At 62.4% G+C, this 13921-nt stretch carries 15 protein-coding genes; 2 read left to right on the top strand and 13 right to left on the bottom strand.

The window, feature by feature from the left end; translation table 11 throughout:
* On the bottom strand, positions 1 to 585 hold a 585-nt coding region (locus AC1DWF_RS24590), incomplete at its 3' end, for a response regulator transcription factor (protein WP_476842147.1).
* Between the two features lie 307 nt (positions 586 to 892).
* Here AC1DWF_RS24590 and AC1DWF_RS24585 point away from each other — a divergent pair.
* The gene (locus AC1DWF_RS24585; RefSeq protein WP_476782738.1) at positions 893 to 1393 is read left to right on the top strand and encodes a class I SAM-dependent methyltransferase; all 501 of its coding nucleotides are present in this window, start codon (positions 893 to 895) and stop codon (positions 1391 to 1393) included.
* Complete coding sequence (locus tag AC1DWF_RS24580) at positions 1390 to 2007, top strand: DedA family protein (RefSeq protein ID WP_476782737.1); 618 nt, start codon at positions 1390 to 1392, stop codon at positions 2005 to 2007. The genes AC1DWF_RS24585 and AC1DWF_RS24580 overlap by 4 nt, the downstream gene beginning before the upstream one ends.
* Here AC1DWF_RS24580 and AC1DWF_RS24575 read toward each other — a convergent pair.
* From AC1DWF_RS24575 to AC1DWF_RS24520, 12 genes are all read right to left on the bottom strand, one after another.
* A complete protein-coding gene (locus AC1DWF_RS24575; RefSeq protein ID WP_476782736.1) occupies positions 2004 to 2321 on the bottom strand; it encodes a hypothetical protein in 318 nt (105 codons plus the stop codon). The genes AC1DWF_RS24580 and AC1DWF_RS24575 overlap by 4 nt on opposite strands.
* A 42-nt stretch (positions 2322 to 2363) precedes the next feature.
* Positions 2364 to 2726, bottom strand: coding sequence for a nuclear transport factor 2 family protein (locus tag AC1DWF_RS24570; protein ID WP_476782735.1), 363 nt, complete (start codon positions 2724 to 2726; stop codon positions 2364 to 2366).
* Positions 2727 to 2780: 54 nt separating this feature from the next.
* Complete coding sequence (locus tag AC1DWF_RS24565) at positions 2781 to 3254, bottom strand: carboxymuconolactone decarboxylase family protein (protein WP_476782734.1); 474 nt, start codon at positions 3252 to 3254, stop codon at positions 2781 to 2783.
* Between the two features lie 106 nt (positions 3255 to 3360).
* Positions 3361 to 4914 carry an alpha/beta fold hydrolase gene (locus AC1DWF_RS24560; RefSeq protein ID WP_476787975.1) on the bottom strand — a complete coding sequence of 518 codons (1554 nt, stop codon included), beginning with the start codon at positions 4912 to 4914 and terminating at the stop codon, positions 3361 to 3363.
* Between the two features lie 93 nt (positions 4915 to 5007).
* Positions 5008 to 5259 carry a formate dehydrogenase subunit delta gene (locus tag AC1DWF_RS24555; protein ID WP_476787976.1) on the bottom strand — a complete coding sequence of 84 codons (252 nt, stop codon included), beginning with the start codon at positions 5257 to 5259 and terminating at the stop codon, positions 5008 to 5010.
* Positions 5249 to 6076, bottom strand: a complete 828-nt coding sequence (fdhD, locus tag AC1DWF_RS24550; protein WP_476842146.1) for a formate dehydrogenase accessory sulfurtransferase FdhD — start codon at positions 6074 to 6076, stop codon at positions 5249 to 5251. Before fdhD ends, AC1DWF_RS24555 begins: the two co-directional genes overlap by 11 nt.
* Positions 6077 to 6083: 7 nt before the next feature.
* Positions 6084 to 8963 (bottom strand): formate dehydrogenase subunit alpha, encoded by a 2880-nt coding sequence (gene fdhF, locus AC1DWF_RS24545; protein ID WP_476787978.1) that lies wholly within the window; start codon positions 8961 to 8963, stop codon positions 6084 to 6086.
* Positions 8964 to 8974: 11 nt separating this feature from the next.
* Positions 8975 to 10531 carry a formate dehydrogenase beta subunit gene (locus AC1DWF_RS24540; RefSeq protein ID WP_476782729.1) on the bottom strand — a complete coding sequence of 519 codons (1557 nt, stop codon included), beginning with the start codon at positions 10529 to 10531 and terminating at the stop codon, positions 8975 to 8977.
* The gene (locus tag AC1DWF_RS24535; RefSeq protein WP_476787979.1) at positions 10528 to 11007 is read right to left on the bottom strand and encodes a formate dehydrogenase subunit gamma; all 480 of its coding nucleotides are present in this window, start codon (positions 11005 to 11007) and stop codon (positions 10528 to 10530) included. Before AC1DWF_RS24535 ends, AC1DWF_RS24540 begins: the two co-directional genes overlap by 4 nt.
* Before the next feature lie 139 nt (positions 11008 to 11146).
* Positions 11147 to 12046: a LysR family transcriptional regulator gene (locus AC1DWF_RS24530; protein ID WP_476842145.1), complete on the bottom strand. Its 900-nt coding sequence runs from the start codon at positions 12044 to 12046 to the stop codon at positions 11147 to 11149.
* A gap of 63 nt (positions 12047 to 12109) precedes the next feature.
* The gene (locus tag AC1DWF_RS24525) at positions 12110 to 12487 is read right to left on the bottom strand and encodes a VOC family protein (RefSeq protein ID WP_476786764.1); all 378 of its coding nucleotides are present in this window, start codon (positions 12485 to 12487) and stop codon (positions 12110 to 12112) included.
* Positions 12488 to 12765: 278 nt separating this feature from the next.
* Positions 12766 to 13791: an IS110 family RNA-guided transposase gene (locus AC1DWF_RS24520; RefSeq protein WP_476786765.1), complete on the bottom strand. Its 1026-nt coding sequence runs from the start codon at positions 13789 to 13791 to the stop codon at positions 12766 to 12768.
* Between the last annotated feature and the right edge of the window lie 130 nt (positions 13792 to 13921).

Below are 13921 nucleotides of genomic sequence, written 5' to 3'. Positions count from 1 at the left end.
CGACACATGCGTGTCGAGCGCGTTGGATTGGATCTCGTCGTCGAGGCCGAACACCGCTTCCATCAGCGACGAGCGCTGCACCATGCGGCCGGTGCGCCGCAACAACGCCTCGAGAACCAGCAGCTCGCGGCGCGGCAAGGTCATCGGTTCGCCGCGAACCGAGACCTCGCGGTGGCCGAAGTCAAAGGCGAGATCGCCGGCGCGGATGACCTGGGTCTGGACGTTGGCCGGCCTGCGCAGCAGGGCGCGCAGCCTGGCCAGCAGCTCCTCGAAGGCGAAGGGTTTGGCCAGGTAATCGTCGGCGCCCATGTCGAGCCCGTCGACCTTGTCGGAGGTGTCGCTGCGTGCCGTCAGCACCAGTACTGGTGTTGCGTTGCCGCGCGCGCGCAGCTTGGGCACCAGGGTCAGGCCATCGCCATCTGGCAACTGGCGATCGAGAAGGATCGCGTCATAGCTTTCGCTGGCGGCGAAATCGCCCGCCTCAAGCAATGACGTGGCGTGGTCCACCACCATGTCGTACCGCCGCAATGCCGTACGCATAGCCGATGCCAGTTCTGGCTCGTCTTCCACCAGCAATATGCGCATTTGTTTCCTCGAAGGGCCTTTGAGTGCCGCCCGGCTACGTCATGAACATTGCGGAAGCATTGCGAAATAAAGACGGCAAGTGGTGCAACCGCCAAAAGCCTGGATTCGCGCCATTCCCGCAATGCATGTGTAATCCAGCAGTCGCAAACAGCTTTCGCTAAGGGCTGGCGACCGATTCGYCGGCAGACGATTTCGAAAGAGGTTCGCAATGGCCGCAAACGACACTTTATCCTTTCTCATGGCATGGGCGACGGCGCCGCTCAAGGTCGCTTCCATAACGCCGTCCAGTTCCAGCCTGGCAACGCTGATGACAAGGGAACTCGGGCCCGACACCGGACCAGTGCTTGAGCTTGGAGCCGGTACCGGGCCGTTCACCCGTGCCATGCTGGCGCGCGGCGTCAGGGAAAGCGATATGACGCTGATCGAGTTCAACGCCGATTTCGCCCACCTGCTCAGGTGTCGCTTTCCCAAGTCGCGCGTGCTGGAGATGGATGCGGCCGAACTGAGCTACCAGCCGCTCTACGACGGCCCGCTCGCCGGTGCAGCCATCAGCGGCCTGCCGTTTCTGGCGATCCCGCCGCGCCAGACGCTCGCCATCCTCGAAGGCATTTTCGCCAATCTCAGGCCCGACGGGGCGATGTATATGTTCACTTACGGCTTCCGTTGCCCTATTGATCAGCCGCTACTCGACAGGCTCGATCTCGAAGTGGAGCGTGTTGGCCATACTTTCCGCAATCTGCCGCCGGCGGCTGTCTATCGGATCACCAGGATGAAGCCGGCAAAAAGTTACGACTGGCGCTTTGCATGATTCCATCGTTCCTGGGTTTCGGTCTGGTGGGCGCGGCATGTCTTGCCTTTACCGAAAAGGTCTCGCCGGTTCCCCCGTCTCATGTGCTGCTGCTGTTTCTCGGCATGACGGCAGCACCCGACGTGCCGATGCTTGTCGCGCTGATGTTTGCGACCACGCTCGGTTCGACCCTGGGTTCGATGATCTGGTACAAGGGCGGCAACTGGCTGGGGCCAGATCGCGCCGATGCCTTCGTCAAGCGTTTCGGAAAATATGTCTTCCTCAAGCACGCGACCTATCAAAAGCTGACGCATGCTTATCGCCGCAACAACTTCCGCGCTTCGTTGATCGCCCAGCTGGTGCCGGTGGCGCGCACCTATCTCGCGCTCGAAGCGGGCGTCTTGCGCCTTTCGTTCGCGCCGTTTGCGCTTGCCACCGTGTGCGGCGCTTTTCTCTGGAACGCTGCCTTCCTGATCGGCGGCTATCTGATGCGCGACGGCGACCACGACCCGGTGACTATCGGTTTCCGTATTGTTGCGATCGTCGTCGTCGCCGAGATCGTGTTCATCCTGGTGCTGCGCCACAGCACCCGAGGGACAGCCGAAGACCATCCCTCGGGCGAAACGCAGCCTTAATCCTGGATCACCCGGTAGATGTTCCAGTAGGACGAGCCTGAAACAACCAGCGGCTCGAGCTGCTTGCCCCATTTGGCATGGGCATCGATCTTGGAGATCTTGGCGAACATGTCTTCCAGTTGAGCCAGGCTCTCCACCGTATGATTGACCTCGATGGTGGCTTCCTTGGCACCGACCGATCCGCTTAGGATCTGCATTGCCATCTTGTCGACACCGGCCTGGGGGCCGATCTCGCGTTCCCATTGGCGCAAAAGGTCGATTGTGGCCTGCTTGTGCCCGAAGCGGGCATCGATCTTCCAGCGTGCGACGAACATGGCTTCCTCCTTTTTTACGGGCGACCATTCGCCCGCATTCGATCATTCGTCCCAGGCCTGCACCACGGTCTGCCGCGCGATCTTGCCATCCTTGAGTTCGAGCATGGCGGCGCAGAAGACCTTGGTGCCGTCGGGGTAGGCGCAGGCTTGCGAGAATGCGAGGCTGTCGCCTTGCGCGATGGTGGTGTCGACGCGATGGCTCATCGCGCGGCTGCAGATGTCGTCCCAGAAGGTGGTGATCGCCGCGCGGCCGCGGATTTCGCGCGGCTTGCTCGGCGGGTTGTTACGGTCGATGACACGCACCAGCGCGTCGTCGGCATAGAAGCTGGACAGCATCTTGCCGTCACGGCTTTCGATCGCCTTCTTGATCGAGGCACCAGTCACGGCTTCCTTGGTGGCAAGCATTTTATCCTCCTGTCGGCCAGCCTCGTCGGGCGGCCCAATCTGATTGCTGTTATCTCACTGCGACTTGGCCTTGGCTGCGGTCATCACCTTGTCGACCTCCTGCTTGAACTGGGGCAGGTCGACCTGCATGCCGTTCAGCACCGTCGACCAGTGCCGCACGATCGCCGACATCGCCACGGCCTCGCGGATTTCCTCGTCCGTCGCGCCATTGGCTTTTGCGGCTGCGGTGTGGAAATAGATGCAGTACTGGCACGGTATCTGTGCAGCGACGGCGAGGCCGACAAGTTCCTTGGTCTTGCCGTTCAGTTCGGTCTTGGGATTGAGCTGCACGCTCTTGAATTCAGCCCAGGCGCCGGCAACGCCGGCCTCCGGAAACGCCTTGAAGAAGCTCGGTACCGAACCGAGCGTGGCTTCGATGTCCTTGTAGGTTGCCGCAGCCGAGCTATCCTCGGCGAAGGCGTTCGTTGAGATGAAAATTGCCAGGCCGGCTATCGCCAGCGATGCGAGCATTCCAGTTGCCTTGGTCATGTCTTCCTCCATCCGCAGGTCAGAGGCTTGTTTCAGCCTGCCTGCATGGGGAGAATTTGTAGTCCTTGGCGCTGCCCTTCCGCTTCGCCCGAAAGGGCCACACCGGCTATGGCCCGTCCGGGCCAGTCTGCCGTGCGGCAAACGCCGCCGCAGCTGCCCGCGAAGGCAAGTCGAGCTTCATCAGGATGTTGGCGACATGGCGCTTGACCGTGTGTTCGCTGAGGCTGAGTTCGGCGGCGATCGCCGCATTGCTCTTGCCGTCGGCGATCAGCGCCACCACTTCGTTCTCGCGGGCGGTCAGTGCCGATGGTTCGACAGCGATCACGCGGCTGCGGCAGGCCGGTTCGAGATGCTGTTCCGAGGTCGCCTGCACCAATGCCAAAGGCTCGTCGAGATCGTCGAGCGTCACCCGCCCGGCATCGGCAAAATGCAGGCCCGAGCCGGCGGCGAGATCGGCCACCAGACGCGAGGCGAGGATGTCGCCGCGCCCGGCATGGTCGGCGATCTGTGCCGCGATGCGCATCGTGAGCCCCGATGGCGGGCCGCGCATCTCGATCTCGCCGACATGTACCCCTTGGGCGCTGGCGATGCCGATATCTTGGGCAGCCTCGCGTAGCGCCTGAGCGCAGCGGACCGCCCGCGCCGGTCCATCGAAGCGCGAAACAAGCACCTCGCCATGCTGGTCGACGATGCGGCCGCCATGGCGGCCGACGAGCAGGCGCCAGGTCTCGTGGAAGCGCTGGCTGCGTTCGTTCCACATCCGGTCGCCCAGCCGTGCGGTATCGGAAATGCGCGTCACCAAAAGGGCGGCGAGCACACGTTCCGTATCGGGTGCTGCATGCGCGCCGGTCAGGAACTCCTCGATCAGATCGGCGACGTGGTTGACGTCGCCCGTCCAGATCGGGTGGTCGCGCCCAGTGATCTCGGCGAGCCGCGCACCGGGGATCTTCTGAGCGAGATAGCGACTGGCATCGGGATCGACCCGTGCGTCATTGCGGCGATGGATCAGCAGGGTTGGTGCGCGAATACTCCCCAGCACGCCCCGCACGTCGATTTCGGCGTTCATCCGGGAAAGTGCCGCTGCCGCCGTCGGGCTTGCCGACAGCCGTTCGAAGCGCGCCCACCAGGTGGCAAAACGGGCATCGTCGAGCCGCCCCGGGGCAAAGTTCTGTAGTGTCGCCCCAGTACCCCAGGACGTCTCGGCCGCTTCGATGAAAGCGTCCAGCCGCTCGGGGCTCATCACCCATTTGTGGAAATGCGCGTAGCCGCCGTAAAGCACCAGCGATCGTGTCCGTTCAGGATAGGTCGCGGCAAACAGGATCGCCATGGGCGCACCTTCGGACGCGCCAAGGATCGCCGCCCGGCTGGAGCCCGCGGCATCCATCACAGCGCGCACGTCATCCATACGCATTTCGAGGCTAGGCAGCGCATGCGTATCGACGGGGTCGGAAAGTCCGGTGCCGCGCTTGTCGAACAGGATCAGGCGCGAGAATGCCGACAGGCGCGAAAGCAGCCTGCTGTAACCCTCGTCTTCCCAGTGCAGGTCGAGATTGGAGATGAAACCGGGAACGAAGACCAGGTCGAGCGGACCCTGGCCAACCACCTGATAGGCGATCCGCACGTCACCACTACGGGCATATCGGGTCGCGATCGGCCTCATCGGAGCCATCCCGTCGGCATAAACCATTAGGGATTGCTAACATAGCAGATGTTTGGCCGGGAGGAACGGCCTGTTCCGCAGGCCTCGATGCGGTCAGGCGGCGTCCTGCCTGGGGCGCCTGATCGTGGCGGCCGCTTCGACCACCAGCGGCTTCATGCCCTTGCCGCCTTCGTCGAACATCTCGAAGAACTGGCGGCGCATGCGCGGATCCCAGAACTTGTTGATGTGTTCGGCAACGCCTGCGACACCTTCGTCATGCGGCTTGGACTCAAAGAAGGTGGCGATCTGGTTCGCCATGTAGACGAGCTTTTCCTTCGTCCCCATCTTGTGCTCTTCATGCGACATTTTTGGCGGCTCCGGTACTCACGCGGTCTGGATGGGTAAAGATGTCGAAATCGTCGCCGCGCACAAGTGCGACGAGCGTCATGCCTGCCTGTTCGGCGGTGCGGATGGCAAGGGCCGTGGGCGCCGAGACGGCGATGATGAAGGGCGAGCCGATGGCGGCCGTCTTCTGAACCATCTCCACCGACACGCGGCTGGTCACCACCACGGCACCTGATCCGCCGGAAATGCCGGCCTTGTCGAGCGCGCCGGCGAGCTTGTCGAGCGCATTGTGGCGGCCGACATCCTCGCGTGCGGCGACGATGCCCTTGCCGGGCACGTAAAAGCCCGCAGCGTGAACCGCGCCTGTTTCCGCATGCAGCGGCTGCGCCTTGGACAACAGCTTCACCGCCTGCACGATGTCGTCGGCCGAAAGCCTGAGCGCCGGCGTGTGTACGTCATCGACCGAGCGCATCGCTTCTTCGATGGATTCGATGCCGCACAGCCCGCAGCCGACTGGGCCGGCGAGGCGGCGACGGCGCAACTCGAAGCGTTTGTTGGCCTTGTCCTTGAGCCGGATCTGGATGTCGATGCCGGCCTCGACATCGAGCACCTCGATCGACTCGATCTCTTCGACCGAGCCGATGATGCCTTCGGTCAACGAGAAGCCGAGCGCGAAATCCTCGAAATCCGCCGGGCTCGCCATCATCACCGCATGCGTGGTCCCGCCATAAGACAACGCGATCGGCGTCTCTTCCGGCACCATGCGATTGGCGATTGTCGTGCCGCTCGCCMGGCGGGCGAGGCGGCTTGTCTGGCTGATGGCGGGGCGGTCCGTCACCTCTAGGCTACTCCGCCGCTTCCAGCTGGCCGGCGATGCGTCGGCTCTGCTGCGCCTGCTCGGTGTATTCCTTCTGCCATTCCGACGGCCCGTTGGAAGCGCCCACCTGAACCGCCGTCACCTTGTATTCCGGACAGTTGGTCGCCCAGTCGGAGAAGTCGGTGGTGATGACGTTGGCCTGAGTGTCGGGGTGGTGGAAGGTCGTGTAGACCACGCCAGGCGACACACGATCGGTGATCTGCGCGCGCAGCGTCGTCTCACCGGCGCGGCTCTGCAGCCGCACCCAGTCGCCATCGCGCAGGCCGCGCAGTTCGGCGTCATGCGGGTGGATTTCCAGCAGGTCCTCGGCATGCCAGGCAACGTTTTCGGTACGCCTAGTCTGCGCGCCGACATTGTACTGGCTGAGGATACGGCCGGTGGTGAGCAGAAGCGGGAAGCGCGGACCGGTCTTTTCGTCAGTCGCCACATATTCGGTGCGGATGAACTTACCCTTGCCGCGCACGAAGCCGTCGATGTGCATGATCGGGGTGCCTTTCGGCGCCTTGTCGTTGCACGGCCACTGCACCGAGCCCATCTTTTCCAGGAACTCATAGGAGACGTTGGCAAAGCTCGGCGTCGTCTTGGCCACTTCGTCCATGATCTCGGACGGGTGCTGGTAATTCCAGTTCAGCCCCATCGCCTGGGCGAGCTTCTGCGTCACTTCCCAGTCGGCATAGCCGTTCTTCGGTGCCATCACCTTGCGCACGCGGTTGATGCGGCGCTCGGCGTTGGTGAAGGTGCCGTCCTTTTCGAGGAAGGTCGAGCCGGGCAGGAACACATGCGCGTAGTTCGCCGTCTCGTTGAGGAACAGGTCCTGCACGACGACGCATTCCATGGCGGCGAGGCCGGCCGAGACATGCTTGGTGTCGGGGTCTGACTGCAGGATGTCCTCACCCTGGATGTAGATGCCCTTGAACGTGCCGTCGACGGCGGCATCCAGCATGTTGGGGATGCGCAGGCCCGGCTCGTCGTCCAGCTTCACGCCCCAGAGGCTGTCATAGATTTCGCGCACGGCATCGCCCGAAATGTGCCGGTAACCCGGCAGCTCGTGCGGGAACGAGCCCATGTCGCAGGCGCCCTGCACGTTGTTCTGGCCACGCAGCGGGTTCACGCCGACGCCCTTGCGGCCGATGTTGCCGGTCAGCATGGCGAGGTTGGCGATGCCGATGACCGTGGTCGAGCCCTGGCTGTGCTCGGTCACGCCGAGGCCGTAATAGATCGCGGCATTGCCGCCGGTGGCATAGAGGCGGGCCGCGCCGCGGATGGTTTCCGCCGGAACACCGGACAGCTTTTCCGCTGCTTCGGGGCTGTACTGCGCGTCCGAGACGAACTCGGCATAGTCCTGGAATTCCGACCAGTCGCAGCGCTCGCGGATGAATTTTTCGTCGAACAGGCCTTCGGTGACGATCACATGCGCCATCGCGGTGACGATGGCGACGTTGGTGCCCGGCTTGAGCGCCAGATGATGCGCAGCCTCGATATGGGCCGACTTCACCATCTCGGTGCGGCGCGGGTCGATGACGATCAGCTTGGCACCGGCGCGCAGCCGCTTCTTCAGCCGCGATGCGAACACCGGGTGAGCCGAAGCGGGGTTGGCGCCGATGATCAGCGCGACGTCGGTGTGCTCGACCGAGTCGAAATCCTGCGTGCCGGCCGATGTGCCGTAGGTCTGGCCGAGGCCATAGCCGGTCGGCGAATGGCAGACACGAGCGCAGGTGTCGACGTTGTTGTTGCCAAAACCCTGGCGGATAAGCTTCTGAACGAGGAAGGTTTCCTCATTCGTGCAGCGCGAAGAGGTGATGCCGCCGACGGCACCGCGACCATACTGATACTGGATGCGGCGGAATTCCTTGGCCGTGTATTCAAGCGCTTCTTCCCACGAAACTTCGCGCCACGGATCGGCGATGTTCTCGCGGATCATCGGGTTGAGGATGCGCTCCTTGTGGGTGGCGTAGCCATAGGCGAAGCGGCCCTTGACGCAGGAGTGGCCGCGATTGGCCTTGCCGTCTTTCCACGGCACCATGCGCACCAGTTCGTCGCCGCGCATTTCGGCCTTGAACGAGCAGCCGACGCCGCAATAGGCGCAGGTGGTGACGACCGAATGCTCGGGCTGGCCGATCTGGATGACCGACTTTTCCGTCAGCGTCGCCGTCGGGCAGGCCTGCACGCAGGCGCCACAGGAAACGCACTCGCTGTCGAGGAACAGTTCATGCGCGCCGGGCGATACGCGTGAGCCGAAGCCACGGCCTTCGATCGTGAGCGCAAACGTTCCCTGCACCTCTTCGCAAGCCCGCACGCAGCGCGAGCAGACGATGCACTTGGAGGGGTCGTAGGTGAAATATGGGTTGGACTCGTCCTTGGCCATCCACTTGAAGTTTTCGACGCCGTCGTTCTTGGCGCGAACGTGGTTGTCGCCTTCATAGCCGTAGCGCACGTCGCGCAGGCCGACAGCGCCAGCCATGTCCTGCAACTCGCAGTCGCCATTGGCAGCGCAGGTCAAGCAGTCGAGCGGATGGTCGGAGATGTAAAGCTCCATCACGCCCTTGCGGATGTCCTTGAGGCGACCGGTCTGGGTACGCACGACCATGCCCGGCATGACGGGCGTCGTGCAGGAGGACGGTGTGCCGTTGCGGCCCTCGATCTCCACCAGGCAGAGCCGGCAGGAACCGAATGCGTCGACCATGTCGGTGGCGCAGAGTTTTGGAATGGCGATGCCCGCTTCCATCGAAGCGCGCATGATCGAGGTGCCTTCCGGAACCGTGACCGAAAACCCGTCGACGGTCAGCGTGACCTGCTTTTCGGATGTGGAGGCAGGGGTGCCGAAATCGATTTCTTGAATGAGACCCATGATGCCGTCTCCTATTCCGCTGCCTGAGCGACCGCTGCCGGTCGGAAATCTTCGGGGAAATGGTTGATGGCGCTCATCACCGGATAGGGTGTGAATCCGCCAAGCGCGCACAGCGAACCAAACTTCATCGTGTTGCAGAGGTCGGTCACCAGCGCGAGCTGCTTTTCGGGCTCGATGTTCTGCTTGAGCTTGTCGAGCGTTTCCACACCGCGCGTCGAGCCGATGCGGCAGGGCGTGCACTTGCCGCAGCTTTCGATGGCGCAGAATTCCATAGCGAAGCGCGCCTGCTTCAGCATGTCGGCGCTGTCGTCGAAGACGGTGATGCCGGCATGGCCGATCAAACCGTCCTTGGCAGCGAACGCCTCGTAGTCGAACGGCGTGTCGAACAGAGCGCGCGGGAAATAGGCACCCAGCGGACCACCCACCTGCACCGCCTTGACCGGACGGCCGGTGGCGGTGCCGCCGCCGATCTCGTCGACGATTTCGCCGAGCGTCAGGCCGAAGGCCACTTCGAACAGGCCGCCATGCTTGACGTTGCCGGCGATCTGGATCGGGATCGTGCCGCGCGAGCGGCCCATGCCGAAATCCTTGTAGTACTGCGCGCCCTTATCCATCACGATCGGCACGGAAGCGAGCGAGATGACGTTGTTGATGACGGTCGGCTTGCCAAACAGGCCCTGGATCGCCGGCAGCGGCGGCTTGGCGCGAACCACGCCGCGCTTGCCTTCAAGGCTGTTGAGCAGCGAGGTTTCCTCGCCGCAGACATAGGCGCCAGCGCCCGAGCGGATCTCGATGTCGAAGCCTTGGGAGGATCCGAGAACGCTCTTGCCCAAAACGCCTGCGCGCCGCGCCACCTTCACGGCCTTTTCCATCACCGCGATCGCGTGCGGATATTCCGAGCGGATATAGACGTAGCCCTTGGTGGCATGGGTCGCGAGGCCAGCAATCGCCATGCCCTCGATCAGCACGAAGGGATCGCCTTCCATGATCATGCGGTCGGCGAAGGTCGCCGAGTCGCCTTCGTCGGCGTTGCAGACGATGTATTTCTGTTCGCCCGGCGTATCGAGAACCGTCTTCCACTTGATGCCGGTCGGGAAGCCCGCACCGCCGCGTCCGCGCAGGCCGGATTCGGTCACCTGCTTGACGATGTCGGCGGGTGCCATGGCCACCGCATTGCGCAGGCCAACGAGGCCGCCATGGGCTTCGTAATCTTCCAGCGAAATCGGATCGGTGATGCCGCAACGCGCAAATGTCAGGCGCGTCTGCTTGGCGACGAATGGCAGCTTTTCCGGGTCGCCGAGCGAAAGCCTGTGCTCGCCACCGGTGACGAAGCCTGCATCGAACAGCGACGCCACATCCTTGGCCGCGACCGGACCATAGGCAACGCGCCCGGCCTCGGTGACGACCTCGACCATAGGCTCGAGCCAGTAGAGGCCGCGCGATCCGTTGCGCACGATCTTGGTATCGACGCCGCGCTCAGCAGCTTCTTTGGCAACCGCTTTGGCGACCTTTTCAGCACCGAGCGAAAGCGCGCCGGAATCGCCGGGAACGTAGATCGTCACGCTCATGAGCGTACCTCCTCGGCGATTTCGTCGATCTTGTCTGCGTCCAATCGGCCGATCACTTCACCGTCGAGCATGACGGCTGGGGCGCAGGCGCACAGGCCCAGACAATAGATCGGCTCGAGCGTGACGGCGCCGTCCTTGCTGGTCTCGTGGAAGCCGATACCGAACTTCTGCTTGATCTGGGCGGCAATTGCGTCGCTGCCCATCGATTGGCAGGCTTCGGCCTGGCAGACCTTGAGCACATGGCGCCCGGCCGGGTGATGGCGGAAGTCGTGGTAGAAGGTGAAAACGCCGTGCACTTCGGCGCGCGACAGGTTCAGCGCTTCGGCGATGATCGGCAGGGTTTCCTGCGGAACGTAGCCGAATTCCTCCTGGACACCATGAAGTATCGGGATCAGCGGACCCTCGAGGCTCTTCAATTCGCTGATCACCGCAGCGGTACGCGCCGCGATCTCGGTACTTGCAGGCTGCAGAACCATGCAGCGCCCTCCCTGACACTGGCGCCGACTTAGGCGCATTCCGTCTATTGAACCCGATATCAGGGCCCGGAATCAATAAAGCTGTTTCGTCACATGATAAAAATTTTCTATCGAGTGGACGATGGAGGGTTGTTGTAGCTCAGGCCTTTCTGCGGAAGTTGCCGGCCAGCGTCATCGCCTCCTCCAGCAACGCCTTGACCAGTGGCGTATGTGGCTCGCGCGGTGCCGCCACCAGCCCGACGCTATGGCTTGCATCGGGCTCGACGATGGGGATTGCCCGAATCGGCTCGGCAAAACCAAAGGTCTCGGCGAGGTTCAGCGGCATGATCGACGACCATTTTCCGGTCCGGATGTGGGAAAACAAAACGATCATCGAATTCGATTCGAGCGTCGGGCGCACCTGCACGCCCGCTTCGGCGAGATGCTGGTCGATGATGCGCCGGTTCTGCATATCAGGTGTGAGCAGGCACAGCGGCAGCGTGCTCACCTCCTCCCACGTTACCTTGTCGCGGTCGGAGTATTCGTTACCCGCTGCCGTGATCAGTTGGTAGCGTTCGGCATAGAGCGGCACGGAGGTGACGCGCCCCAGCGGTTCGTTGTCGAGATAGGTGATGCCGGCGTCGATCTCGAAATTGCCGAGCAGCGACAGGATCTCGATCGAGGTCCGCGACAGGATCGAAAAGGTGACGCCCGGATGCTTTTCGCGCATCGGCGTGGTCAGCTTGGGCACCATGGCAAGCGCGGTCGGCACGGCAGCGATGCGGATGCGCCCGGACAGGCCGTGGCGGGCAGCACGCATCTCGTCGCGCATGGCGCGCGTATCGCCAACGATCMGCCGCGCCCAATCCAGCACTTGTCGGCCCTCTGGCGTCAGGCCCTGGAAGCGCGAGCCGCGCTGCACCAGCATCACGCCCAAAGTGTCCTCGAGCTGCTTGATGCCGGCAGACAGCGTCGGCTGCGTGACGCCGCATTGCTCGGCGGCGCGTCCGAAATGTTGCTCCCTTGCGAGGGCGATGAAGAATTCCAGCTTATCGATCATGCCGGAAGGCTATCCGGCGCTGGCCCGATAAGCCAGTCTTCACAAGGGACTACCGCGCGAAAATCATTTGTTCACGAGGTTGAGGATGTTGCCGTCGGGATCCTTGAACCAGGCGACCTTTATATCGCCGAAGACATGGATGTCGCCTTGGAGGGCGGTCTCGGGCAGGTCGTAATGCTCGAAGGTGACGCCCTTTGTCTTGAGTTCCCTGACCATGCTGTCGATCTTGTCGCCGACCGCCCAGGTTACTGCTGTGGCTTTGTTGGTGCCGGCATAGTCCGAGCGATAGACGTTGATCACCGTGTCGCCGCTCTTCAGTACCGACACGTCCTCGCCCATGTGGTCGATTTCCCGCAGGCCAAGCGTGCGCTCGTAAAAGGTCTTGGCGCGGGCGACATCCGTGACTGCGAGATTGGCAACGGCGTTGGTTTCACCAAGCATGGCTTTCTCCTTTGTGTCGTCCCCCATTCCGCTCAATAGATAGGGTTGTCTAATCGCAACTGGGGCGTCAATAGTAAGTTTTGTCGAAGCAGCACTGCCGGTGCATGGTTGTCTTCGCGGTCGACATCGGTCGCCGCATGATGGAGCTTCGCGGCACGAGCCTTCAATGTGGACGACGCATTCAGCTGAGACAGCGATGCAACCCCATCAACGGAATGGCTCGGCTCACGTCCCGGCAGGGACGCTTCAAGCGCTCAGTTAATGAGCGCCATTCTATACTATGCCGTCATTCCCGCAGTCGGATTGAAGAACTCTCCGGTTTTGAGCATGGTGTGCATGATGACAGCCAGCTTTCGCGCAACAGCCACGGCAGCTCTTTTGAAGCCGATCCTCTCCCGGAGCTGAAGCCCCCATGTTCGCAAGGAACTCTGCACGGAGCTGCGCGTGAGAATGACCGACGCTGCTTCGTAGAGAAGCCCACGCAGATGGCGGTCGCCGCGTCGGGATATACGGCCGTCGTAATCGACTTCACCGGACTGGTAGCGACGCGTAGTGAGGCCGATCCACGCACCGACGGATCGAGACTTCCTAAAGTTCCCCGGCTCTTCAATGGCAGTTGCGAAAGAAGTTGCCGTGATTGCTCCCACGCCGGGGACAGACATCAGGATGCGGCAAGCCTGGCTCTGGCGGGCATCAGCGACCAGCTGGCGACCGAGTTCCGCGGCACGAGCGCGGAGACCTTTCCAAGCATCGAGCAGCGGTAGCACGATATGAGCGAGACCATCATGGCCGGAAAGAAGATTTCGAACGTTCTTCTCGAATATGCTTCCTTTCCCTGCTGGAACAACCAAGCCGAACGTTTTCATGATTCCGCGGATCTGATTGGAAAGTTCGGTCGTCATGTGGACTAACCGGGTGCGCGCCGCGACAAGTGTGCGGGCTAGCATGCTATCGAACCTCTTCACGCGCACCTCTCGAAAGAATCCTACTTCCGCCAGCCGTGCCAACCCGTCGGCGTCATTCGCGTCCGTTTTGTTCGTCGCCATATCCAGCGCCGCCTTGGCATGTCGCGCATCAATGCAAATGACCGGCAGCCCCTCAGCTCGAAGCGCATGATAGAACCATACCGAGAGGGGGCCGGTTTCAAACACTACGCGTTTCGCGGTGGGTGCCTGCCTACGGACAAGTTCGGCAATAATCTGAGGGTCCGAGGCGCACTTTCCACGCCAAACACGTACCCCATCTCGACGGATCGCAATTGCCGTCTCTTTCATTGACACGTCGAGGCCGATATATTCTTCCATGGCTGTTCTCCGTTGATGCTGGGCCCGGCGTCCAGTCGAGAGCCCGTACCTCATCTTATCGGGGAACAGCCACCGTCCAAGAACATGATCGAATCCAGAGCGGCGGTGCTCCCGCGATTACCCCATGTGG

This window comes from Aminobacter sp. P4_D5 (assembly GCF_056401815.1).
Note: the sequence above shows the minus strand (reverse complement) of the source record. Positions and strands in the feature narration are given on the sequence as shown.

Bases quoted from the DNA above. Each gene is read 5' to 3' on its own strand.
- AC1DWF_RS24570 (WP_476782735.1), bottom strand. From the start codon at position 2,726: ATGCTTGCCACCAAGGAAGCCGTGACTGGTGCCTCGATCAAGAAGGCG.
- AC1DWF_RS24575 (WP_476782736.1), bottom strand. From the start codon at position 2,321: ATGTTCGTCGCACGCTGGAAGATCGATGCCCGCTTCGGGCACAAGCAG.
- AC1DWF_RS24540 (WP_476782729.1), bottom strand. From the start codon at position 10,531: ATGAGCGTGACGATCTACGTTCCCGGCGATTCCGGCGCGCTTTCGCTC.
- AC1DWF_RS24560 (WP_476787975.1), bottom strand. From the start codon at position 4,914: ATGAGGCCGATCGCGACCCGATATGCCCGTAGTGGTGACGTGCGGATC.
- AC1DWF_RS24520 (WP_476786765.1), bottom strand. From the start codon at position 13,791: ATGGAAGAATATATCGGCCTCGACGTGTCAATGAAAGAGACGGCAATT.
- AC1DWF_RS24585 (WP_476782738.1), top strand. From the start codon at position 893: ATGACAAGGGAACTCGGGCCCGACACCGGACCAGTGCTTGAGCTTGGA.
- AC1DWF_RS24535 (WP_476787979.1), bottom strand. From the start codon at position 11,007: ATGGTTCTGCAGCCTGCAAGTACCGAGATCGCGGCGCGTACCGCTGCG.
- AC1DWF_RS24565 (WP_476782734.1), bottom strand. From the start codon at position 3,254: ATGACCAAGGCAACTGGAATGCTCGCATCGCTGGCGATAGCCGGCCTG.
- AC1DWF_RS24580 (WP_476782737.1), top strand. From the start codon at position 1,390: ATGATTCCATCGTTCCTGGGTTTCGGTCTGGTGGGCGCGGCATGTCTT.
- AC1DWF_RS24525 (WP_476786764.1), bottom strand. From the start codon at position 12,487: ATGCTTGGTGAAACCAACGCCGTTGCCAATCTCGCAGTCACGGATGTC.
- AC1DWF_RS24555 (WP_476787976.1), bottom strand. From the start codon at position 5,259: ATGTCGCATGAAGAGCACAAGATGGGGACGAAGGAAAAGCTCGTCTAC.
- fdhF (WP_476787978.1), bottom strand. From the start codon at position 8,963: ATGGGTCTCATTCAAGAAATCGATTTCGGCACCCCTGCCTCCACATCC.